The sequence below is a fragment of the Dyella humicola genome, assembly GCF_026283945.1.
Taxonomy (GTDB): Bacteria; Pseudomonadota; Gammaproteobacteria; order Xanthomonadales; family Rhodanobacteraceae; genus Dyella; species Dyella humicola.
Genome location: NZ_JAPDPC010000001.1, coordinates 179302 through 202409, shown reverse-complemented (window position 1 = coordinate 202409; position 23108 = coordinate 179302). Strand labels below are relative to the sequence as shown.

The following is a 23108-nucleotide window of genomic DNA, read 5'->3' as shown; positions in this document are numbered from 1 at the left end:
CCTATTCGCGCTCCAGCTGTGCGCTGAATTTCTTCAGCAGGCGCTCCAACTGGGCCATATCGCGCGGATGCAGTCCGCCCACCTGCCGCTCCAACAGCGCGCACACATCGGGCAGAAAACTCTCGATCACAGCCACCCCTTCGGCAGTCAGCGTGAGCGACACCTTGCGGCGATCCTCGTCGCTGGCGTGACGCGCGATCAACCCCTTGTCGCAAAGCTCGTTAGTAAGGCGGGTGATGTTGGCGGACTTCTCGCCCGCTGCATCAGCCAACTCAGTGGGGTGCAGCGTATAGCTCGCCGTGCCGTAGAGCATCATCAGCAGGTTGTACTCCGGATGATTGATGCCGTATGGCCGCAACATGGCGTTGGCGTCGTCATGCACACGCTTGTAGATGTGCTTGATCAACCGAATCAGCACCGCTGGCTCGCGCGGAAACGCTGGATGCCGCTGGCAGGTGATATCCAGTCGCTGTTCGGTGGGGAGGAAGCTGCTCATGGCGCTCGGCCTAATTAATACATATATGTAATATATATAAGTGAATTTTATGGCTGTCGCGGAGTACGTGCAAGAGCGTCATCTCTTGGATGTGAAAAAGGCGCCACGAGGGCGCCTTTTTTTCAGGGAATGCTGGTCGGCTCATCCGCCCTTGACCGGAAACGTCTCCGCCGAGCCAGGTGCGCTGGCAGGGCCGGGCGGCTTGCCAGCGGGATGGTTGCTCGGCGCCAGCTGCGCGGTGCCGCACTGGTAGGCACCCCAGGGCTGCGAACCGTCGGTCAAGTCACCCAGCGGCTTGATCGTGTCGGCATGCATTTTGGCCGCTTCATTGCGAGCCATCACTTCCAGCTCGTCACGCACCTTGATGTCATTGCGGTTGACCGGACCGACATGGTCCATCACCGACACCGTCACCTTGCCCAGGTCATGGCAGGAGGACACATCACCGGTCCAGGCCGTGCGGACGTTCTTCGCAGCATCGTCCAGGGTGATGCCCCAGGTGCAGGCGCCGAGTAGCGCGATGGGAACGAGCAGCAGCAGGGTCTTGCGCATGGGTTACTCCGCAACATGGATATGAAGAAGCCGGGCGGTCGCCCGTCCGGCCTCCATCCTAACGCGGGGACGTGAACAGGTCCCCACAGGAACTTACTTCGATGGTACAGGCTTGCCGTCACCGTCGATCACTTGCAGCTCGCCCAGGTTGAGCGCACGCACCGGCTGCTCAATCTTCTTGAGATCGCCCACGATGACCCAGGTCAGGGCGCCGGGCTCGATGATCTCCTTGATCGCCGCCTGAGCATCGGGTTGACCGACCGCCTCGGTACGGGCCTTGAGCGTCTGCACATAGTCGTCCGGGCGGCCGAACTGCACGATCTCGCTCATCGCGCCCAGTACCGCGGCGCTGGTCTCGAAGCTGCCGGGCAGGCCGCGAATGTTCGAGTCCTTGATCTTGTTCACTTCCTGCGTGGTCAGCGGACGCGGACCGATGACCTCGGTGGCCTCCTTCAGCACTTCCTGTGCGGATTCCGCAGTCTTGTCCGTCTGCACCGGGGCGTACATCAGGAACGGGCGCTGGCCAATGGCATCGCGCATGAAGCTGAAGGCGCCATAGGCCCAGCGCTTGTCCTCACGCAGGTTCATGTTGAGGCGCGAGGTGAAGCTGCCGCCGAAGGCACCATTGGCAATGTCGATGGCGAGCTCGTTGGGCGCCTTGCTCGATGGCGCCAGCAGACCGGCGAGCACCAGCGACTGCGGCGCATCCGGCTTGTCGATCAGGAACACGCGCGGCTTGGGCTGTGCGGTCACCTTGGCGATGTTCTTTTTCGGTACCGCGCTTGCAGGCGCCTTCCAGTCACCAAAGGCAGCTTCAAGCTGAGGAATGATCTGCTGCAGCGTGGTGTCACCCGCAATCAGAATCTTCACGTTGTCCGGGCGCAGCCAGTCTTTCTGGAACGCGGCCAGATCGACAGCCTGCATCGACTTGATCGCCTGCTCCGTGCCGGTACCCGTGAATGGAATGCCGTAGGCGTGATTCGCGCCGTAGATCAGCGGCGGCAAGGTACGCAGTGCAAGGGCCGACGGCTGGGTCTTTTCCTGCGCGATCGTAGCCAGCCATTGGCCCCGGATGCGCTCGATGTCCTCCGCCTTGAACGCCGGGTTGCGCACGATATCGGCAAACAGCTCCAGCGAGGGCTGCAGTTGGTCGTTCATCGCATTGAGCGAGGCTGAGCAGGCATCCAGCCCGCAACCGACGCGGGTGATCGCGCCCAGGCGCTGCTTGCGTTTGGCCACTTCCACGGAGTCGAGATCCTTGGTGCTCTCGTTCATCAGCGTGGTGGTGAAGCTGGCCGTGCCGAGCTTGTGCCCCTGATCGGCGGCGTAGCCGGCGTCGAACATCAGCTGCACATGCGTCACCGGAATGGTGTGACGTTGGGCCAGCACGACTTCGATGCCGTTCTTGAGCTTGCCGCGCTCCAGCGTCGGGAAGCTGAGGTCGGGGAACTGACTGACCTGGGGCACGCCCGTGCTGCGGTCGAGCTGGCTCTTGGCCACGGTGTAGTCGTGCTTTGCCGGCAACTTGGGCGTCGGGCGATCGTCAGCCGCGCTGAGCGCGACGACTTTGGCGTCTTCCGTGTCCGGATTGAAGTCCTTGCCGGCGGGCAGCACGGTGAGGAGGTAATCGCCCTTGCTCAACCACTTGTTGGCGGCCGCCTTCACGCTGGCCTGGGTGGCGGTATCGGCGCGCTCGAGGTCCTTTTTGTAGGCACCAGGATCGCCGCGGTACACCTGACCTTCGGCCAGGATCACCGCCTTGCCACCAAAGCCACCGACCTTCTCAAGCCCGCGCACGAAGCCCGCGCGATTGCCGATCTTGGCCCGCTCCAGCTCGTCCGCCGTCGGACCTTCAGCGAGGAACTTGTTGAGCTCCTCGGTGATGACGGCTTCGACCTTGGCCGGGTCCACGCCGTCCTTCACGTCGGCCTGGATCTGGAAATGGGTGGCCAACGCGAACGGTGCGATGCTCGCCGACACGCTATCCACCAGCTTGTCCTGATAGACCAGGCGCTGATACAGACGCGAGGTCTTGCCGCCGCCCAGCACGGTGGAAGCCAAATCGAGCTGGATCGAATCGTCGCTGCCCAGCTGCGGCACGACCCAGGTGCGATAGATGCGCGGCTGCGCCACGTGATCGTGCTGCACACCACGGGTGGATTTGGTCAGCGGCGTGATCCATGCCTGCTGACGCGGCACGGCCGGACCGGCCGGAATATCACCGAAATACTTCTCGGCCTTCGCCCGGGCCTGTTCCACGGTGATGTCGCCGGCCAGCACCAGGGTGGTGTTGGCGGCGCCGTAATAGTCGTGGAACCACTGCTTCACATCGGCCAGCGACGCCGCATTGAGGTCGGCCATCGAACCGATGGTGTCGTGCTGGTAGGGGTGATTGCCCGGATAGGTGTTGGACAGGATGTTCTGGTCGACGCGGCCGTAAGGGCGGTTCTCGCCCTGGCGCTTTTCGTTCTGCACCACGCCGCGCTGCGTATCGAGCTCTTTCTGGCCGATCGCGCCGAGCAGATGGCCCATGCGATCTGACTCCATCCACAGCGCCATATCCAGCGCCGTGGTGGGTACGGTTTCGAAATAATTGGTGCGGTCGAACCAAGTAGTGCCATTCATGTCCGTCGCACCGGCCAGCTCGAACGGCTGGAAGTACGTGCCCTTGTGGTTCTCCGAGCCGGAGAACATCAAATGCTCGAACAGGTGAGCGAAGCCGGTCTTGCCCTTGGGCTCGTCGGCGGAACCGACGTGATACCAGATGCTCACCGCAACCACCGGCGCCTTGTGGTCCTCATGGACCACCACGGTCAGTCCGTTGGGCAGGGTGAAGCGGGTATAGGCGATGTCCGGAACAGCATGGGCGGCCTGCTCGGTCGCCAGATTCGGCGCCGCGATCGCCGGCAACCCGGTCGACACGCTGAGCAGTCCTGCCACGAGCAGGGCGAGGGGCTTTCTTGCCATGGAGACACTCCTGTTTCGCAGAATGAACACTCGGAGGCTATCGGTGCCCTTCCACCTTGGCAAATGACCAATGACAGGGGTGTCTAAGGCCTGCCGGACTGTCCGCCGGGCTGTCCGGTTCTGCTCGGCCGCTGTCCGCGGACAGCCATGCGCACGCGCCACCACGCAAACAAACTCAATAAATTCCTTAGCTTAGATCGCCATCAGGGGTTGGCACGCTGCTTGCCACATATCCGATGTAGGACTCACCCACTTTCATCGGAGATATGATCATGAAATTCGAAACCTTGATGCTGCGCGGCCTCTTCGTCGTCTGCCTTCTGGTTTGCGGCCTGGTGCTTGGCGCCATGGTAACCGCTTCGCCGGACGCCGTTCGTCTCGCCGCCGCCGGTAGCGCAGGCCAACTGCTGATCGCCGCCCCCACCACCTGCGCCCTGCCGCCCGACGGCATCGTGTGCCCGCGGATCAACGGCTGAGCGCCGGGACGCTCATCCGTTCCGGTGCTGTAAGGGGCGCGCACGAACCCCGATAATGGCCGGATGTTGCATGTCATTCTTTTCAGACCCGAGATACCGCCGAACACCGGCAATGTGATCAGGCTTTGCGCCAACACCGGCGCGACCTTGCACCTGATCCGCCCGCTGGGATTCGAGTTGGACGATGCCCGCCTGCGACGCGCAGGCCTCGACTATCACGAATATGCGCAGCTGGCCGTGCATGACGATCTTGCCAGCTGCCTGCAGAGCGTCGGCCAGCCACGCGTCTTTGCGTTCTCGACACGCGGCCGCGTTGCCCACGTGGATGCCCGGTTTACTGAAGGCGACGCCTTGCTGTTTGGTTGCGAAACGGCCGGCCTGCCCGGCGACGTGCTCGATGCCATTCCCGAGGCTCAGCGTCTGCGCCTGCCGATGCGAGCGAACAGTCGCAGCCTCAACCTTTCCAATACCGTTGCTGTGGCGGTCTATGAGGCTTGGCGTCAACTTGGATTCCTTGGCGCTACCTGACTCCCTCTCCCCGCCGGGCGACCCGAAGGGGAGAGGAGGTACTAAGCGGTGAGCCGCTACAATGTCCGCCATGACTGAAGCCGTCTCCCGCTCCCTGCTCCCTCGCCCGCTTCGCGCTCTCGCCGGACGCGCGCTGGAAACCGCGCTCAACCACACCTTGTCGCTCGATCCGGATACGGTTTCGCGCCTGGCCGCGCTCGATGGCCGCAGCGTGCAACTGCATCTGCGCGGCCCCGAGCTGGCGCTATCCGTCACCGTCGACGGTGACCGCCTGAAGGTCGGACCCGCCCAGGACGATAGCCATCTGCGCGTAGCCGCGACGCCGGGCAGCCTGCTCGCCATGCTGCTCAAGCGCGACGACGACGGCGTGGCGCCAGGCAAGGTGGAGATCGCGGGCGACGCCGAACTCGCGCGGCGCCTGGAGAAACTCGCCAGCAAATTCGCACCGGATTTCGAGGAAGCGTTCGCGCGCACGTTCGGCGACGTGCTCGGCGTGCCGCTGGCCAAGGCCGTGCGCAAAGCGCTCGCCCACGCCCGCGAGACAGCCAGCCACCTGACCACCGACACGGCGGACTGGCTGCGTGACGAAGTACGCGTGGTCGCAGCGCCGGGCGAAGTGGAAACCTTCCTCGACGGTGTCGACGAACTGCGCGAACGCAGCGACCGGCTCGAAGCACGGCTCGCTCGCCTCGAACAACGTCTGCGCAAAGGACCCGCCGCGTGACGACACCTTTGAACGTCGTGCCGCGCGTCTTGCGTGTCGCTTCCGTGCTGCTGGCCTATCGGCTCGACGAACTGGTCGATGCGGCGCATCTGTTCCGCCCGCTCAAAGTGGTGCGCCCGTTCGTGGCCCGGCCACGTGCCGACGTGCGCAGCATGCCGCGCGGCGAACGCCTGCGTCTGGCGCTGACCGAGCTCGGGCCGATCTTCGTCAAGGCCGGCCAGGTATTGTCCACGCGCCGCGATCTGGTGCCGGCCGATATCGCCGACGAGCTGTCCCAACTACAGGATCAGGTGCCACCTTTCGCGGGCGCGGAAGCTCGCGCCATTGTCGAGCGGGAGCTGAAGGCGCCGATCAGCCAGCTCTATGCCCGCTTCGACGAAACGCCTCTCGCCTCGGCGTCGATCGCGCAGGTACACGCTGCTACCCTGCACGACGGCAGCGAGGTCGTGGTGAAAGTGTTGCGTCCGGGCATCGAAAAGCGCATCGATCGCGACGTAAAACTGCTGCGCTCGCTGGGTGAACTGGCACAGCGCTGGCACCCCAATGCCGACAAGATCCGCCCGCTCGACGTGGTCGCCGAAGTCGAGAAGATGCTGGAAAACGAGCTGGATCTGCAGCGTGAAGGCGCCAGCGCCAGCCTGCTTCGGCGCAACTTCGAGAGTGGCGTCGATCTGTACGTGCCGGCCGTGCATTGGGAGCTGACCACGGGCGGCGTGCTTACGCTGGAACGCGTGCGCGGCGTCAGCAGCGACGATATTGCCGCCATTGATGCGGCAGGCATTGATCGCAAGGCGCTCGCGGTGAAAGGCGTGCGCCTGTTTTACGAGCAGGTATTCCGCGACAACTTTTTCCACGCTGACGCGCACCCGGGCAACATCTGGGTGGATACCACGCGACCGACCGAACCGCGCTTCATCGCGCTGGATTTCGGCATCATGGGCTCGCTGCCGGAAGAGGACCAGTACTGGCTCGCGCAGAACTTCATCGCCCTGTTTGAACGCGATTACGCGCGCATCGCGCAGTTGCACGTCGATGCTGGCTGGATGCCCTCCACCGTGCGACTGGACGAGCTGACCGCTGCGGTACGCACCGTATGCGAGCCGTATTTCACACGACCGCTATCGCAGATTTCGCTGGCCGAGCTGGTGGTCAAACTGTTCCAGACCGCGCGCCGCTATCAGCTGACTTTGCAGCCGCAGTTGATCCTGCTGCAAAAGACCTTGCTGAATATCGAAGGCGTGGGCCGCATGCTCGATCCCGAGATCGACATCTGGGCCGTGGCGCACCCGGTGCTTAAGCGCATCCTGCGTGAACGCTACAGTCCGCTACGGACCCTGCGCACGGTCCGCCGCCGCCTGCCGGAATGGCTGCATGCCGCTCCGGAATTTCCGGAACTGATCCGCGATGCGCTGCGGCAGGTCGCGCGCGGCGAGCAGCGCAGCGTCAGCGATCCGAACGCACTGGCGCAGCAGCGCGACGATGCGCAGCGCAGCCAACGCGCGCTGGCCTATGGGCTGCTGGGTAGCAGTTTGCTGATTTGCAGCGCGGTGCTGTGGACGCAAGCAGCGGAACATGGTGTCTGGCCCTCACTTGCAACAGCCGTTATTGGCGTCTTCGCGTTCGCCATCGGCTGGCCTCGACGCTGATTCGTAAGCCACCGTCATCCCAGTGTGACCAGCCATCCGGCTGTTGAGAGCCGCTGGGATGGCGACTTTGGTCGGTGGATGCGCCGCCACCTTCATGAAAGCAGACTTATCCGGCCACTCATGCTCGACATCCTCTACCAAGACGACGCCCTGATCGCGGTGAACAAGCCCGCGGGCTTGGCCGTGCACCGCTCCAAGATGGTCGGCAACGCCGAGGAATTCCTGATCGACCAGCTGCGCGAGCAGGTCGGTGGCATCGTGTATCTGGCGCACCGGCTGGATCGTGCCACCAGCGGGGTCCTGCTGATCGCGCGCTCGTCCGAGATTGCGGCCACGTTGGGCGAGCAGTTCATGGGGCGCGATGTGCACAAGCAGTATCTGGCCGTAGTGCGTGGCTGGCCGGAGCCAGAGGAAGGGCTGATCGACTATGCCCTGCCCGGCTCACGCGACACCGGCCCGCGACGCGATGCGCGCACCCGCTTCCAGCGCCTGGCCACAGTGGAAGTACCCATCGAGCTCGGCCGTTATCCACAGCAACGCTATGCCCTGGTACTGGCGGAGCCGGAGACGGGTCGCTTTCGCCAGATCCGCAAGCACATGGCGCATATCCATCACCCGATCATTGGTGACTGCCAGCACGGCCGCGGCGATCACAACCGCCTGTACAAGCAGTATTTCAGCTGCCATCGCATGCTGTTGCACGCCTGGCGCCTGAGTTTTTCCCATCCGGTCTCCGGCGCGCCCATGCGTATCGACGCACCGTTGGACACCGCCTACCAGGCCTTGCTCGATCGCTTCAGCTGGACCCTGCCCGCTGGCTGAGGCCGGTTGTCGGCGCGCTTTGCCGCGAGCCATGGCAGCGTATGATGCGCGCCCGCTAAACTGCACGCCATGCTCACCGTCAGCCGATCCATTGCCCTACCCGAGACCGAACTGACCGAGCGCTTCCTGCGTGCCGACGGTCCGGGTGGCCAGCACGTCAATCGCACCGAAAGTGCGGTCGAGCTGCGCTTTGACGTGGTGCACTCGCCGTCCTTGCCCGAACCCGTGCGTGAGCGCCTGCTGGCCCGCCGCGATCGCCGCCTCACCGACGACGGGGTGCTGGTGATCCAGGCGCGGCGCTTCCGCGACCAGGCCCGCAACCGCGAAGACGCGCGCGAAAGACTGGTCGAGATCATCCGCGGCGTGCTGGTGCCCCCCAAGGCACGCATCGCCACCAAGCCCACCCGCGGCTCGAAAGAGCGGCGCCTCGCCGGCAAACAGCAGCGAGGCAAGATCAAGCAGACGCGTTCGCGTGACTGGAGTCGTGAATGAGTAACCGGATGTTGCCATCCGCCCCGCCCGAAGCACCCAAGCTCAATAGCCGATTCTGGCCCTGGCTGGCGCGTGTACTGCTGCGCCTGAGCGGCTGGCGCCTGCTCGGCGAACCGGCGAACGAGCGCAAGCTGATCCTGATCGGCGCGCCGCATTCGTCCTACTGGGACGGCTACTACGGCCTGCTGATGAAGATCGGGCTGGGCGTCGACATCAACATCATGATCAAGCGCGAAGTGCTGGATGGCCCGCTGGGCATCATCCTGCGCCCGATCGGCATGATCGCGATCAATCGCAGCGCGGCGCTCAATGTGGTGGGCCAGATGGTGCAGCGTTTCAACGAGCGCGAACGGATGTGGCTGGGCATTACGCCGGAAGGAACGCGCAAGAAGGTCACGCACTGGAAGTCCGGCTTCCTACGCATCGCACACGACGCCAACGTGCCGATCCAGACCCTTTTTATCGACTATCCCAGCAAGACCTTCACCTTCGGCCCCGTGATACGCGCCACGGACGACCATGATGCGGACATGGCGAAGATCCGCGAGCTGTTTACGCCGTATCGAGGAAAGCATCGCAACGCCAATTGATCAGCTGGGTTGATATCACCGCTTTCATGCGAGGGGAAAGGTATGAGGAAGTGGAGTTTGTACGCAGCCTCGTCATTGGCAGCATTCGCTCTGCACGCCGAAGTGGCCAAAGATGATGGCTGGTATGACTCGACGTTGTTTGCCACTGCTGTCGTCGACGTCGACTCTCAGGGCAAAATATCGAAGCTGGAAATACTCCCTGCGGCGAATCAGAAGCTTCCGGCTTCGTTAACCACTCTGGCCGAAACGACCATGCGGCAATGGGAGTTCGTGCCAGCGACACTCAATGGCGCCCCGGCTCCTGCGCATACGTACCTGCACGTCAACTTCCAGCTTCGCAAGAACGGACGCGACTATGACGCCCGCGTTCGCTATCTCAGCAATGGCCCGATGATCGAAAAGTCGTCTTCCCTCAGGTATCCAGTCGACATGATCCATGCCCGCATCCAGGCCGAGCTGACCATGCTCGCCCAGGTACAACCGGATGGCTCACTCAGCAACATTCGCCTCGAATCAGCCAGCAGTACGCTGAAACACCCGGTCAATGAATTCGTGCGCAGCGCGACGATCGCCATGAAGGACTGGCATGCCAAACCCGAAACGGTCGCGGGACATGCCGTAGCAACCTGGGTGCGCATGCCCATTACCTATTACTTACAAAATAACGTTAACGACCTTCGCATCGATCTGCAGCTGGAGCGAGCGGTCGATTCCCCTGCTGACGGGCCCAAGACGGATGCCGGCGTGCAGGCTCTGGCTTTGGACAGCCCGCTGAAATTGAAGAACCAATCACCCTGATCGCGCTTTTCCGACGAGGCGCTTAGAGCCCGCTCATAGTCTCGTCGCGCCGGCCAAGTGCCGATCCATTTCATGATCGTCATTCAAGCCAAAGCTGGAATGCAGCGGTTTGTTGTGCGTTTGTGAACCCTCCGGTTCCCATCGTTCACCGGAATGACGGAACACTTTAGCGTTCCGAGTGGCCGGGCTCATCGTAGTCGCGATGCGTCAGTAAGCCCGGACGCACCAGGTCGACGAACGCCCGCGCCTCTTCACTGAGAAACTTCCCCTTGCGCATCACCACGCCGTAGCTGCGCTGCGGGAAATACTGCTTCATGTTGCGGACGGCCAAACGCGAACGGTCAGCCTCGGTGATGCAGATGCCGGTGACGATGGAGATGCCCAGGCCCATCGCCACGTATTCCTTGATCACATCCCAGCCGCCCACTTCGATGGCCACGCTGTAGGGCACCTGGCGTTGCTGGAAGACCAGATCCACCAGTCGATAGGTGGACAGTCGCTGCGGCGGCAGGATCAGACCGAAGGGCGATAAATCCTCGAGCGTGATCCTGTCCTTGGCGGCCAATGGATGATCCAGCGGCGTGATCAGCATGGGGTCGTAGTGATGCACCGGGGCCCAGGCGATGTCGTTGGGCACGTCGAGCATGGAGCCAACGGCAAAATCCGCCTCATCCGCACGTAGCAGCGCCAGCCCATCCTTGCCCGTCACATTGGCCAACTGCAGATGCACCGAAGGAAAGCGTTCGCGATAGCGGCGCACCAGGTCGGGCAGCAGGTATTGAATGGTCGAACTGCCCGCCGCGATGGTCAGGCGGCCGCCCTGCATACCCTTCACCCTGGCCTGGAAATCGCGATCCAGGTTCTCCCAGCCCTCGACCAGCGGTCGCGCCAGTTCGTAAAGGGCTTCGCCCGCGTCGGTGAGATTGATACGGCGGCGCCGACGCTCGAGCAGGCTCACCCCCAGTTCGCGCTCCAAGGCCTGCAACTGCAGGCTCACCGATGGCTGAGACAAATAGAGCGCTTCGGCAGCTCGCGTCAGGGTGCCCAGCTTCACCGTGTAGACAAAGGCCCGCATCTGCTTCTGGCGGTTGCCCTTGTAATAAAACCGACCCGACTCGCTGGCGGTCGACTCATCGCCTTTTCGCCGTCTTGGCGGCTCAACAGGTGCTTTTTTTGCCTTTTTTGGCGCCGACCGGACCGGTTTCATGGCTTGCGACTCAATAAGTTGCAACATGTATTGATAAATATAATATCAAAAATTGAAACATTTGCTTTGTCAAAGCAATTCTCCGTGACCTAGTGTCATCGCATCGTCATCACGGAGATTTGCCATGGCCGTCCCCAAGGAACGCGTCCTCACCCAGCCGGCCCAGGTCCATGGCGCTACCGGGCCGGAGCACGACGCCATCCTCACCCCCGATGCGCTGGCCTTCCTGGCTGACCTGCACCGTCGTTTCGACGCGCGGCGCCTGGAACTGCTGGCCGCCCGCAAGCTGCGCCAGGCCCGTTATGACGCTGGCGAGTTGCCCGATTTCCGCACGGACACCGTCGCCATCCGCGAGGGCCACTGGACGGTCGCACCGATCCCGGCCGCCCTGCGCGACCGCCGCGTGGAAATCACCGGCCCGGTCGAGCGCAAGATGATCATCAACGCGCTCAACTCCGGCGCGAAGGTGTTCATGGCGGACTTCGAGGATTCCTCCGCCCCCACCTTCGCCAACCAGATCGACGGCCAGATCAACCTGCGCGACGCCGTGAATGGCTCGATCGAATACGTCTCGCACGACGGCAAGCAGTACCGGGTCAAGCAGAACCCCGCCGTGCTGGTGGTGCGTCCGCGCGGCTGGCACTTGCCGGAACGCCATATCAGCGTGGACGGTGAGCCGATGGCTGGCGCCCTGGTCGATTTCGGCCTGTACGTTTTCCACAACGCCCGCCACCTGCAGGCGCGCGATCGCGGGCCGTACTTCTACCTGCCCAAGCTCGAAGCGATGGAAGAGGCCGCGCTGTGGAACGAGGTGATGTCCGCCGCCGAAAGTGAGCTGGACCTGCCGCCGGACAGCATGAAGGCCACGGTGCTGATCGAGACGTTGCCGGCCGCGTTCCAGATGCACGAAATCCTGCACGCGCTGCGCGGCCGCATCGTCGGCCTCAACTGCGGACGCTGGGACTACATCTTTTCCTACTTGAAGACCTTCCGCGCCCACGGCGATCGGTTGTTGCCGGATCGCAGCCAGGTGCTGATGACGGTGCCGTTCCTGAAGTCGTATTCGGAGCTGCTGATCCAGACCTGTCATCGCCGCGGCGCGTTCGCCATGGGCGGCATGGCGGCGCAGATTCCGATCAAGGGCGACGAGGCCGCGAACGAGGCTGCCTTGGCCAAGGTGCGCGCCGACAAGCTGCGCGAAGTGCAGGCCGGCCACGACGGCACCTGGGTGGCTCATCCCGCGCTGGTGCCGGTGGCGCAGGAGGTGTTCGACCAATACATGCCTTCGCCGAACCAACTGGGCGTCGTACGTGCCGATGTCTGCGTGACACGCAACCACCTGATCGCACCCTGCAGCGGCTCGATCAGCCGTGCCGGCTTCGACAACAACGTCGAAGTGGCGCTGCGCTACACCGCTTCGTGGCTCGATGGCCAGGGTTGTGTGCCCATCCATCACCTGATGGAAGACGCCGCCACCGCCGAGATCGCACGTGCACAGGTGTGGCAGTGGCTGCACCACGGCCCGCTGGAGTTCACCGATCACGCGCCAATCGACTTGGCCCTGTTCGATCACGCACTCGCCAAGCACACCCATCGCATGCGCGACAGCAGCGCGGCTTACGCCGCTCGCGCCGACGAGGCCGCCGCCCTGCTTTCCAAACTGACTCATGCCGATCAGCTCGGCGACTTCCTCACCCTGGCCGCCTACGCGCAGCTCTGACCTTCCACTGATGGCATCAAGGCATCACCGATAAGCAAGGGAGACACGCTCATGAAGAACTCGCTGCCCACTGCCGACCAGATCGCTCTCGACTGGAGCAACAACCCTCGCTGGAGCGGTATCCAGCGCCATTACTCCGCCGCCGACGTGGTGCGTCTGCGCGGCACGGTGGCGGTGGAACATTCGCTCGCCCGTCGTGGCGCCGAGCGTCTGTGGCAATCGCTGAACAAGGAAGACTTCGTCAACGCACTCGGCGCGCTCACTGGCAACCAGGCCATGCAGCAGGTGAAGGCCGGCCTGCAGGCGATCTATCTCAGTGGCTGGCAGGTCGCGGCGGACGCCAACGTCGCTGGCGAGATGTACCCGGACCAGTCGCTGTATCCGGCGAACTCGGTGCCGCTGGTGGTCAAGCGCATCAACAACACCTTGCTGCGCGCCGACCAGTTGCATCACGCGGAAGATCTGCACGACATCGATTGGATGGTGCCGATCGTGGCCGATGCGGAAGCCGGTTTCGGCGGTGTACTCAATGCGTTCGAACTGATGAAGGCGATGATCGAAGCCGGCGCGGCTGGCGTTCACTTCGAAGACCAGCTCGCCTCGGTGAAGAAGTGCGGCCACATGGGTGGCAAGGTGCTGGTGCCAACACGCGAAGCGGTGGACAAGCTCAACGCCGCGCGCCTGGCTGCCGATGTGCTCGGCGTGCCGACCCTGCTGGTGGCGCGCACCGATGCCGATGCCGCCGACCTGATCACCTCCGATATCGATGAGAACGACCGGCCGTTCATCACCGGCGAGCGCACGGTGGAAGGCTTCTTCCGCGTGCGTCCGGGCCTGGACCAGGCGATCAGCCGCGGCCTCGCCTATGCGCCCTACGCCGACCTGGTGTGGTGCGAAACCAGCAAGCCGAACCTAGAAGAGGCGCGCAAGTTCGCCGAAGCCATCCACGCCAAGTACCCGGGCAAGCTGCTTGCCTACAACTGCTCGCCCAGCTTTAACTGGAGGAAGAACCTCGACGACGCCACGATCGCCAAGTTCCAGAAGGAACTCGGCGCGATGGGCTACAAGTTCCAATTCATCACCCTGGCCGGCTTCCACAGCCTCAACTACGGCATGTTCGATCTGGCCCACGGCTACGCACGCCGCCAGATGAGCGCCTTCGTCGAACTGCAGGAGCGCGAGTTCGCCGCTGCCGAGCGGGGCTTCACCGCGGTGAAGCATCAGCGTGAAGTGGGCACCGGCTACTTTGATGCCGTGACCCAGGCGATCCAGCAGGGCCAGTCGTCCACCACGGCGCTCAAGGGCTCCACCGAAGAGCAACAGTTCCACGCGTCGCGACAGGCAAGCGCGGCCTGACGCGATGCAGCGCGTCGCGTGAGCCAGCAAGGATGCCGGCGTGTGCGCGGAGAGCCAGGCTCTCCGCGCACGCTACGCAGGGAAGGGCGGCCCGCGCCGATCAGCCAGATCGCTCGGTCGCTTCCGGTGGCACCAGCGTAGTCACAGTCCAGCCAGGACGAGGTTCCAGCTCTCGCTTCACCGACGCCACGCGCAGCGCGCCCTTTTCTTCCACGCCGAACAACAACACGGTGTCGGAACCATACTGTTCGATGAAGTGCGGCCAGTCGAAGGTGACCGTGAGGCGTGTCGACTTGATGCGCCAGCCTTGCGCCAGCAGCTGGATGAAACGCTGATGCGTCATGTCGGCAGCGAATAGCGGCGGCGCCAGCAGACTCCGCACCAGCTCGCCTCGCTCACTCGCGTCCTGTGGATCTTCGTTGCGCAATCGATAGACGCGTTCGCGCCCAAAGTCCCGGCGGTAGTGCACACAGGCGAGCGTGTTGCGCTCGCGATGCGTCGACATCGCCAGCAAGCGACCGATACCGGTGAGGTCGAGATGTCGCTCCGCATAGGCGCTGGCGGGATGGCCATAAAACGCGGTCAATCCATCCATGCGCGCCTGACGGATACCTTCCCACTGCTCATCCGCCACGATCACGCGGAACCCGGCATCGGCCAGTGCTCGCGCTACCGCGCGCGCCGCTTGATCCGAACCATAGATCAACACGCCGTTGGGATCGGGTTCGGCGACTCTCAGCCAGCGTGCCAAAGGGCGCGCGGTGGCGCTCTGCAATACCACCGTACCGACGATCAGGATGAACACCAACGGTACCAGCGCCTCGGCACCCGGCAGCTGCAGATCATCCAGCCGCAGCGCAAACAGGGCGGACACCGCCGCCGCGACGATGCCACGCGGCGCCACCCACGCAATCAAGGCACGCTCGCGCCAACTTAGCGAGCTGCCGGCGCTGGCAATCGCCACCGTGAGCGGACGCACCACCAGTTGTGCCGCGATGAAGATCGCGATGCCCGACCACAACACGCCATCGGGCAAGGGCCAATCCAGTCGCGCCGCGAGCAGGATGAACAGCACCGAGGCCAGCAGGGTGGTGAGGTTTTCCTTGAAGTCGAGAATGTCCTCGATATGCACATCGCGCATATTGCCCAGCGCGATGCCCATCACCGTGACCGCCAGCAGGCCGGACTCGTGGGTGATGGTGTTGGAGAACGAGAACGCGAGCAACACGGTCACCAGCGCGCCGTAGTTCTGCAGGTACTCGGGAATCATGTGACGGCGCAGCAGGGCGGCCAGCAGCCAGGCCGAGGCCAGACCGATTGCCATGCCACAACCGATCACCAGCAGGAACACGCCAAGGGTGTGGCCTTGCTCGTGCGTCACGATCGCTTCGTACACCAGCACGGCGAACAGCGCGCCGAGCGGATCGATCACGATGCCCTCCCAGCGCAGCGTGTTGGCGATACGCGCGTTCGGCCGCACCGTGCGCAGCATCGGCGCAATCACCGTCGGCCCGGTGACGCAGGTGAGCGCACCAAATAGCAGGGAGACCTCCCAGCTCAAGTCCGCCAGGTAGTGGGCAGCCAGCGCCAGCAGCAGCACGGCGACCACGGCGCCATAGGTCACCAGCCCACGGACCACGCCGCCGATGCCGGGCAATTCGCTGAAGCGCAAGGTAAGGCTGCCTTCGAACAGGATCACCGCCACGGCCAGCGACACCACCGGGAACAGCAGTGGCCCCAGCAGTTGATCCGGCGCCACCACATGACCCACCGGCCCAAGCAGGATGCCCGCCAACAGCAGGAACAGGATCGCCGGCAGCCTTACCCGCCATGCCAGCCACTGGCAAAAGAAACCGATGCCCAGCAGGCAAACCAGCAACAGTCCAAGGTCAGCCGCCATGCGCCATCCTTCGCGTGCCCGTCAGGGACCTATCGGAGCACGCGCGCAGCAGCAACGTCCACCATTTGGCGGACCGATGAACATGAAGGGGGAGGAAGGGGGCCAAGCCCCGGTATCGGACGGGGGAGGGGGAGGGAGTACCGATACCGGGGTGGCGGGCATAGTTCATTTGCGAACTAGCGGGTACAAATATTACCCCGCTTGCCGAACAAGTCAATACCCATCAGTACAACAATTGCCTCGCGCCAGCCGGCGCCCCCTCAGAAATGCCGGTAGGTCAACGCCTCGGCAAGGTGCGAGCGGTCCAGCAAGGCTGCCCCGCCATCGAGGTCGGCAATGGTGCGAGCCACCCGCAACGTGCGGTGATAAGCGCGGGCCGATAAGCCCAGGCGCTCCAGCGCTGCATCGAACCAACGCCGCTCGGCCGGCCCCAGGGCGCAGTCCCGTTCCAGTTCGCGCGTGCTGATTTCGGCATTGGAGCGACCTGCCCGCATCAAGGCATGCTTCCGCGCCCGCACCACCCGGGCCCGGACCGTGGCCGAGTCCTCGTCGTGCTCACCGCGTGGCGTATCCAATTCGCTCAGTGGTACGCGCGGCACTTCCAGACTCAGGTCGATGCGGTCCAGCAGCGGTCCCGAAATACGTGCGCGGTAACGCTGGATCTGGTCCGGCGTACATTGACAATGCTTACGCGGATCGCCGGCGTAGCCGCAGGGGCAGGGGTTCATCGCCGCCACCAGCTGGAACTGGGCCGGGAAGGCCGATTGCCGCGCCGCCCGGGAGATCACGATATGACCGGACTCCATCGGCTCCCGCAATACATCCAGTAAATGCCGACCGAATTCGGGCAGCTCGTCCAGGAACAGCACGCCGTTATGCGCCAGCGAAATCTCGCCCGGCCGAGGCACCGAGCCACCGCCCACCAGCGCGATGGCCGATGTCGTGTGATGGGGCGCCCGGAACGGGCGCCGACGCCAACGCGAGGGGTCCACGGCCTGTCCGGCCACCGACAACACCGCGCAGGTTTCCAGCGCTTCTAGCTCGGTCATCGGCGGCAGAATGCCGGGCAAGCGCTCGGCCAGCATGGTCTTGCCAGTGCCCGGCGGCCCTGCCAGCAGCAAATGATGGCCACCGGTGGCAGCGATCTCCAGCGCACGTCGCGCTTGTAGCTGCCCGCGTACGTCGGCGAGGTCCGGACCAGCCAATTCTGTGCAGGCCTCAGGCGCTTCGGCCGGAAGAGCGAGATCCTGTGCCCCGCGCAACCAGCCGCATACTTCGGCCAACGTGTCGGCCACCAGCACATCGGCATCGGAAACCAGGGCGGCCTCGGCCGCGTTTGCGCGCGGCACGACGACGCGACGCCCGCGTGCCCGAGCCCGCAACAGCGCCGGCAGCACGCCCGACACGCCGCGCAGCGCGCCTGACAGCGCCAGTTCGCCCAGAAACTCGCAGTCGTCCAGCTTCTCGCGCGGCACCTGCCCCCCGGCGGCCAGGATGCCCAGCGCAATGGCGAGATCGAAGCGGCCGCCATCCTTCGGCAGCTCGGCCGGCGCCAGATTCACGGTGACCCTTCGATTCGGGTACTCAAAAGAGGTGTTCTGGATCGCCACTCGCACGCGGTCGCGCGCCTCGCGAACGGCGGCTTCAGGCAGACCCACGATATTGGTGTCCGGCGAGCCACCGGACAGATGAACCTCGACCATCACCTGCGGTGCCGTCACGCCTTCCTGGGCACGGCTAAGCGTAACGGCGAGGCTCATGGCGCCGGCACAGAACGAGCGAGACGAGCGCAACTGCCAGGTTGAAGCACAGGGTTGGATCCCTCAAGCGACCTGTGAATAAAAACAGCCGCCCCCGATCGTTCTCGGGGTGAGGGTGACAGATCGGGGGCGGCTCCCGGGACGTGGACCCGCGCTACGCCCCTTAGGTGGCAGCGCCGGCCTCAAGATCGGCGATTCGTTTCTCCAACGCCTCGACTTTGGCGCGGGTACGCGCCAGGACCTGGCTCTGGACGTCAAACTCCTCGCGGGTGACTAGATCAAGGCGGCGCAATCCCTGCGCCAGAACATCGCTGAAGTTGGTGCGCAAATCCTGGTGCGCCTGGGTCAATCCATTTGGAACCAACGAAACAAGACGCTGGGCAAGTTGGTCGATATCCTGCCTATCCATCATGGACAGCACCTCGAGCTCGTCGGGGGGCAGTGTAGATTCATCTCTTTAAACGCCACCATCAGCTTGCTCCGCTAGAAGATGTAGGCATTGTCCTACACGCTAAGCACCCAGGCGACAGCTCGGGCTGCGGGCAGGCAAAATGGCGCCTCACGGCACGAGGTGCCGAACACAACGATTTGAAGGAATGCCCATGAAGCTGGTGGTTGCGGTCATCAAGCCGTTCAAACTGGACGATGTACGCGAAGCCCTGGCGGAAGTGGGGGTCCAGGGCATTACCGTCACCGAGGTGAAGGGCTTTGGTCGCCAGAAAGGCCATACCGAGCTGTACCGCGGCGCGGAATATGTCGTCGATTTCCTACCCAAGATCAAACTCGAGGTAGCAGTGGCCGACGATCAGCTCGATCGCGTGGTCGAAGCCATCCAGCAGTCCGCCCGTACCGGCAAGATCGGTGACGGCAAGATCTTCGTCAGCTCGCTGGAGCAGGTGATCCGCATCCGCACCGGCGAGTTGGACAACGACGCGCTTTAAGAGCGTGCAGGCGCCGCTGCCTGGGAGCGCTCGAAGCGGCGGTGATGCACCAGCAGGCCGGCGAAATAGGTGATGTAGTAACCGATCAGTAGCCCGAACACGGCCAGGGTCAGCGGGCTGTTGCCGAACCCGGGCGCGGTGTTGGCCATGGCCGGATGTTGCAGCTGGGGCATCAACACCAGGTAGCGCCAGCCGAGACGTGCAACCAGCAGCACAGTCAGCAAACCGCCGATCCAGGGGTTGGGCAGATAGGCGTCGGCGCCATTCGCGTCGCGCTCGAAACGGGTCAGCCGTAACCCCACCAGCCCCAGGACGGCGCCGCCCAGGGCGCCTCCCAGCAGGCCTTCCAGCAAACGCGGGTTGTGCAGACCGCCAACAGCGAGCACCACGCCAAGCACCGCGAAGATGGCGATGCGAACGGTCATGCGCTGGCGGCGGATCGGCTGCCGCCCAAAGCTGCCGCGCACGCGGCGCCAGACGGCAAACGCCATCAACGGCACCATGATGAAGGGAATCACAGTCGGAGCCACGGGCAGTCCTTCGCTGGGAACAGGCTTCGCAGCTTATCGGACCCCCCACCGCGGTGGCGATGGGCATGGCACAGCCATCGTGGGTGACAGCTGTCACCCACGATGGTGCTAGGCAGCCTCTTACTTGGCCTTGCCCTGGTTGGCCACGGCGGCCATCTTGGCCGCAATCGCTTCGGCATCGCCGAGGTAGTAGTGGCGCAGCGGCTTGAGGTCGGCGTCGAATTCGTACACCAGCGGCACGCCATTGGGGATGTTCAGCTCGACGATGTCGTCGTCGGAGATGTTGTCCAGATACTTCACCAGCGCGCGCAGCGAATTGCCGTGTGCGGCCACCACGACACGCTGGCCAGCGCGGATCGCGGGCGCCAGCACCTCATGCCAGTACGGCAGCACGCGGGCGACGGTGTCCTTGAGGCACTCGGTATCCGGGATGTCCTTCGGGTCCAGCTTGGCATAGCGCGGATCGGTGACCGACTCGTTGGCGGCGCGATCGAGCGGCGGCGGCGGGATGTCGTAGCTGCGGCGCCAGACCTTGACCTGGTCCTCGCCGAACTTCGCCGCGGTCTCGGCCTTGTTCAGGCCGGTGAGCGCGCCGTAATGGCGCTCGTTGAGACGCCATTCGAAATGCACCGGTATCCACATCAGGTCCATGGCGTCCTGCACGCCCCACAGCGTACGCACGGCACGCTTGAGTACCGAGGTGTGGGCCACATCGAAGGTGTAGCCTTCGGCCTTGAGCAAACGACCCGCCTCGGCGGCTTCGGCCATGCCCTGTTCGGTGAGATCCACGTCGGCCCAGCCGCTGAAGCGATTGTCGAGGTTCCACTGGGACTGGCCGTGTCGGATGAGTACGAGCTTGTGCATGGCGGGAATTCGCAACCAGAAACGTGAAATGGTGAGGCTCGACCCCGAGTACGTCAAATGACCGGCCGGCCCCTGTCGAAGGTCATGCTAAACCCGCAGCTGCCGGCAGGCATCCTACGGCGGTCAATATCTCTACGTGGAGTTTGTTATGCGCCGTAACCTGATCACGATTGCCTTTGGCCTGGCCCTGCCCTTGTCCGCGCTGGCGGCGGATAACGACGTCAGCAAGGTCAATGGCACCGTGCATGTCGAATCCGGCCAACAAGCCGGCAACGTAAGCACGGTGAACGGCGCTGTCCGCGTCGGCGACAACGCAACCATACTCAAGGCCAGTACCGTCAACGGCTCAGTGGAGCTTGGCGACAAATCCCAGGCGACGGCCGTCGATACCGTGAACGGCTCGGTCACCCTGGGCGCCAGCGATCGCGTCACCGGCCCGGTGAGCACCACCAATGGCGGCATTCGCCTGGGTGAACATACCGACGTCGCCGGCAAGACCAGCACCGTCAACGGCGGCATTACCCTTGATGCCGCTCATGTAGGCGGCGGCATCCAGACGACCAACGGCGACATTACGGTCGGCGCCAACTCCCATGTCGAGGGCGGCATCCTGGTTGACAAGCCGGGTGGCTGGTTCAACTGGAACAGCAACAACCGGCTGCCGCACGTAGTGATCGGCCCGCACGCCGTCGTGCAGGGTCCGCTGGAGTTTCGTCGTGACGTGGTGCTGCAGGTGAGCGATTCCGCGCAGATCGGTCCGGTGAAGGGCGCTACGCCGGTGAAGTTCAGTGGCGATGCACCGCCGGCGAACTGAAGGCAGGAGCATCAAGGCATAGCTCTGTCATCCCCGCTTTCGCTGGAATGACGATTCAAGATGGGGCGCTGCTTAAACCCAGTCGCGCGGCTTCAGGTAATCACTGAGCCGCGCTTCCGGCGAACCGGCCTCGGGTTCATAAGCGTATTCAAAGCGCACACGCGGCGGCAGGCTCATCAGGATCGATTCGGTGCGCCCGCCCGATTGCAGGCCAAACAGCGTGCCGCGGTCGTATACCAGATTGAATTCCACGTAGCGGCCGCGGCGATAGAGCTGGAACTCGCGCTCGCGCTCACCATACGGCGTGTCCTTGCGGCGCTCCACGATCGGCAAGTAGGCGTCGAGAAAGCCCTGGCCGACATCGCGCGTAAAGGCGAAGCAGCGCTCGAAGCCGCCTTCGTTGACGTCGTCGTAGAACAGGCCGCCGACACCGCGCGTCTCGTTACGGTGCTTGAGATAGAAGTATTCGTCGCACCACTTCTTGTAGCGCGGATAGACGTCCGCGCCATAGGGTTCGCACAGGTCGCGCGCCACGCTATGCCAGTGCACCACGTCCTCGTCGTGCGGATAGAACGGGGTCAGGTCGAAGCCACCACCGAACCACCACACCGGCTCCACGCCCTCCTTGCTCGCCTCAAAGTAGCGCACGTTGGCGTGCGTGGTGGGTATGTGTGGATTGCGCGGATGCAGTACCAGCGACACGCCGGTGGCCACAAAGCTGCCGCCGGCCAGGTCGGGCCGATGGGCCGTGGCGCTTGGCGGCAACTGATGGCCGTAGACGCGGGAGAAGTTAACGCCGGCCTGTTCGAAGATCGCACCATCGCGCAGCACGCGCGTGCGTCCGCCCCCGCCCGCGGGGCGGGTCCAGGCGTCCTCCTCGAAACGGGCCTGGCCGTCGACCTGCTCGATGGCCGCGCAGATGCGGTCCTGCAGGTCGCGCAGGAAGGTTTCGGCGAGATCGGCTTGTTGGCTCATCGGTGGACTCGGCGTCGTCTGAACTCGCCAAGCTTAACAAGCCCCGGCGCGACGACCGATGCGACCTGGCGTCGCGCGCTCTTTCAACCCGCTTCGGTAGCTTTAGCTGAGTCGCTCGACGATGCGGCGGTGGCCGATCAAATTCGCCCAGCGCGCACCCAGGTCGATCCACATCAGATAACCCGATTCGGCGAGCATCCGCAGCAGATAGCGCCGGCTGAGCACGAGCGCCGGTTCGGCGGCGACCGGCACGCAGTCGAAGCCGAGTCGTCGCGCCAGCAGCTGACAGCGCGCCAGGTGATAGCGACTGGTGACCAGAGCCACGGGCGGTAGCATCCGCATCAATGGGCCGTCCTCCTGCAGCAGACTGCGCGCGTGGCGCAGATTTTCTAGCGAATCCACCGACGCCTGTTCCAGTTGCAGCGTCACCCCGGCCGGAAGCTCATGCTTAAGCAGCCAGGCACGTCCGGCGGCGGCTTCGCTGACACTGCCACCACTGCGACCGCCCAGCAGCAACACGTGGTCGGTCTGGTCGGCCCGCATCAGGGTCAGCGCGCGCGACAGGCGCTGTTGGTACTCCGGCTCGGGCTGGTCGTGCACCAGTCGACGGCCGAACACCAGTACGGTCATCCGTCGTGGCAGGGTCAACGGACTACGCACCGCCACGCGCCACACATGAATGAGATAGCCGACCCAGACCAAGCCCAGGCTCAGCACCAGTGCGACTAGCGTCACTGCCGCGGCATGCAGCACGTCCCGATCGCTTAGATAGCGCCAGGGACCACGTTTGAAGGGGGCGATGATGGGCGACACGGGTAGGGCAGCGGCGACGGCAAACTCGGTGCCCGAGTGTGCGCAGCTGGCGATGCAGACGCAATCGCGGCCCGTGGCCAGCCCCTGCACAAAGATGAATGCCGGCCCCGACCGCCGTTTGTCCAGACTAGGAAATA

General features: G+C 64.0%; 23 protein-coding genes. 12 read left to right on the top strand and 11 right to left on the bottom strand.

Translation table 11 applies throughout. The features are described 5' to 3' along the window. Position 1 precedes the first annotated feature (1 nt). The 3 genes from OUZ30_RS00900 to OUZ30_RS00890 form a co-directional block, all read right to left on the bottom strand. Complete coding sequence (locus OUZ30_RS00900) at positions 2-496, bottom strand: MarR family transcriptional regulator (protein ID WP_266180274.1); 495 nt, start codon at positions 494-496, stop codon at positions 2-4. 141 nt (positions 497-637) lie between these two features. Beyond that, the gene (locus OUZ30_RS00895) at positions 638-1048 is read right to left on the bottom strand and encodes a DUF4156 domain-containing protein (protein ID WP_266180273.1); all 411 of its coding nucleotides are present in this window, start codon (positions 1046-1048) and stop codon (positions 638-640) included. Between the two features lie 93 nt (positions 1049-1141). Further along, positions 1142-4015, bottom strand: a complete 2874-nt coding sequence (locus OUZ30_RS00890) for a M16 family metallopeptidase (RefSeq protein WP_266180272.1) — start codon at positions 4013-4015, stop codon at positions 1142-1144. Positions 4016-4287: 272 nt separating this feature from the next. On the opposite strand from OUZ30_RS00890, the gene OUZ30_RS00885 reads away from it, so the two are divergent. From OUZ30_RS00885 to OUZ30_RS00850, 8 genes are all read left to right on the top strand, one after another. Next, a complete protein-coding gene (locus OUZ30_RS00885) occupies positions 4288-4491 on the top strand; it encodes a hypothetical protein (protein ID WP_266180271.1) in 204 nt (67 codons plus the stop codon). A 63-nt stretch (positions 4492-4554) separates the two neighbouring features. Beyond that, positions 4555-5019, top strand: a complete 465-nt coding sequence (trmL, locus tag OUZ30_RS00880) for a tRNA (uridine(34)/cytosine(34)/5-carboxymethylaminomethyluridine(34)-2'-O)-methyltransferase TrmL (RefSeq protein ID WP_266180270.1) — start codon at positions 4555-4557, stop codon at positions 5017-5019. 70 nt (positions 5020-5089) lie between these two features. Next, positions 5090-5743 (top strand): ubiquinone biosynthesis accessory factor UbiJ, encoded by a 654-nt coding sequence (locus OUZ30_RS00875; protein ID WP_266180269.1) that lies wholly within the window; start codon positions 5090-5092, stop codon positions 5741-5743. A gap of 8 nt (positions 5744-5751) precedes the next feature. Beyond that, the gene (gene ubiB / locus OUZ30_RS00870) at positions 5752-7389 is read left to right on the top strand and encodes a ubiquinone biosynthesis regulatory protein kinase UbiB (RefSeq protein WP_283255923.1); all 1638 of its coding nucleotides are present in this window, start codon (positions 5752-5754) and stop codon (positions 7387-7389) included. 120 nt (positions 7390-7509) lie between these two features. Further along, complete coding sequence (locus tag OUZ30_RS00865) at positions 7510-8211, top strand: pseudouridine synthase (protein ID WP_266180267.1); 702 nt, start codon at positions 7510-7512, stop codon at positions 8209-8211. 69 nt (positions 8212-8280) lie between these two features. Further along, the gene (gene arfB / locus OUZ30_RS00860) at positions 8281-8703 is read left to right on the top strand and encodes an alternative ribosome rescue aminoacyl-tRNA hydrolase ArfB (protein WP_266180266.1); all 423 of its coding nucleotides are present in this window, start codon (positions 8281-8283) and stop codon (positions 8701-8703) included. Continuing rightward, entirely contained in the window at positions 8700-9293 is a 594-nt protein-coding gene (locus OUZ30_RS00855; RefSeq protein ID WP_266180265.1) for a 1-acyl-sn-glycerol-3-phosphate acyltransferase, read from the top strand. The genes arfB and OUZ30_RS00855 overlap by 4 nt, the downstream gene beginning before the upstream one ends. Before the next feature lie 42 nt (positions 9294-9335). Then, positions 9336-10091 carry a TonB family protein gene (locus tag OUZ30_RS00850; RefSeq protein ID WP_266180264.1) on the top strand — a complete coding sequence of 252 codons (756 nt, stop codon included), beginning with the start codon at positions 9336-9338 and terminating at the stop codon, positions 10089-10091. Between the two features lie 166 nt (positions 10092-10257). On the opposite strand, the gene OUZ30_RS00845 is transcribed toward OUZ30_RS00850, so the two are convergent. Continuing rightward, complete coding sequence (locus OUZ30_RS00845) at positions 10258-11166, bottom strand: LysR family transcriptional regulator (protein WP_266180263.1); 909 nt, start codon at positions 11164-11166, stop codon at positions 10258-10260. A gap of 256 nt (positions 11167-11422) precedes the next feature. On the opposite strand from OUZ30_RS00845, the gene aceB reads away from it, so the two are divergent. Beyond that, positions 11423-13018, top strand: coding sequence for a malate synthase A (aceB, locus tag OUZ30_RS00840; RefSeq protein WP_266180262.1), 1596 nt, complete (start codon positions 11423-11425; stop codon positions 13016-13018). 51 nt (positions 13019-13069) lie between these two features. Next, entirely contained in the window at positions 13070-14374 is a 1305-nt protein-coding gene (gene aceA / locus OUZ30_RS00835; protein ID WP_266180261.1) for an isocitrate lyase, read from the top strand. A gap of 100 nt (positions 14375-14474) precedes the next feature. Here aceA and OUZ30_RS00830 read toward each other — a convergent pair whose 3' ends face one another. From OUZ30_RS00830 to OUZ30_RS00820, 3 genes are all read right to left on the bottom strand, one after another. Further along, positions 14475-16274, bottom strand: a complete 1800-nt coding sequence (locus OUZ30_RS00830; RefSeq protein WP_266180260.1) for a cation:proton antiporter — start codon at positions 16272-16274, stop codon at positions 14475-14477. Positions 16275-16534: 260 nt separating this feature from the next. Further along, complete coding sequence (locus OUZ30_RS00825; RefSeq protein WP_266180259.1) at positions 16535-18034, bottom strand: YifB family Mg chelatase-like AAA ATPase; 1500 nt, start codon at positions 18032-18034, stop codon at positions 16535-16537. Positions 18035-18197: 163 nt separating this feature from the next. Next, positions 18198-18446 carry an accessory factor UbiK family protein gene (locus tag OUZ30_RS00820; RefSeq protein ID WP_266180258.1) on the bottom strand — a complete coding sequence of 83 codons (249 nt, stop codon included), beginning with the start codon at positions 18444-18446 and terminating at the stop codon, positions 18198-18200. A 190-nt stretch (positions 18447-18636) separates the two neighbouring features. Between OUZ30_RS00820 and glnK the strand changes: the two genes are divergently transcribed. Beyond that, complete coding sequence (gene glnK, locus OUZ30_RS00815; protein WP_243048302.1) at positions 18637-18975, top strand: P-II family nitrogen regulator; 339 nt, start codon at positions 18637-18639, stop codon at positions 18973-18975. Here glnK and OUZ30_RS00810 read toward each other — a convergent pair. Next, positions 18972-19505, bottom strand: coding sequence for a CcdC protein domain-containing protein (locus OUZ30_RS00810; protein WP_266180257.1), 534 nt, complete (start codon positions 19503-19505; stop codon positions 18972-18974). The two genes, glnK and OUZ30_RS00810, sit on opposite strands and share 4 nt — an antisense overlap. Positions 19506-19625: 120 nt before the next feature. Beyond that, the gene (gene gpmA, locus OUZ30_RS00805) at positions 19626-20369 is read right to left on the bottom strand and encodes a 2,3-diphosphoglycerate-dependent phosphoglycerate mutase (RefSeq protein ID WP_266180255.1); all 744 of its coding nucleotides are present in this window, start codon (positions 20367-20369) and stop codon (positions 19626-19628) included. Positions 20370-20517: 148 nt separating this feature from the next. Here gpmA and OUZ30_RS00800 point away from each other — a divergent pair, with 148 nt between their 5' ends. Further along, entirely contained in the window at positions 20518-21183 is a 666-nt protein-coding gene (locus OUZ30_RS00800) for a DUF4097 family beta strand repeat-containing protein (protein ID WP_266180253.1), read from the top strand. Between the two features lie 72 nt (positions 21184-21255). On the opposite strand, the gene hemF is transcribed toward OUZ30_RS00800, so the two are convergent. Continuing rightward, on the bottom strand, positions 21256-22158 hold the full coding sequence (hemF, locus tag OUZ30_RS00795) for an oxygen-dependent coproporphyrinogen oxidase (RefSeq protein WP_266180252.1): 903 nt from the start codon (positions 22156-22158) through the stop codon (positions 21256-21258). A 102-nt stretch (positions 22159-22260) separates the two neighbouring features. Continuing rightward, the gene (locus OUZ30_RS00790) at positions 22261-23061 is read right to left on the bottom strand and encodes a SanA/YdcF family protein (protein WP_266180250.1); all 801 of its coding nucleotides are present in this window, start codon (positions 23059-23061) and stop codon (positions 22261-22263) included. Positions 23062-23108: the final 47 nt, after the last annotated feature.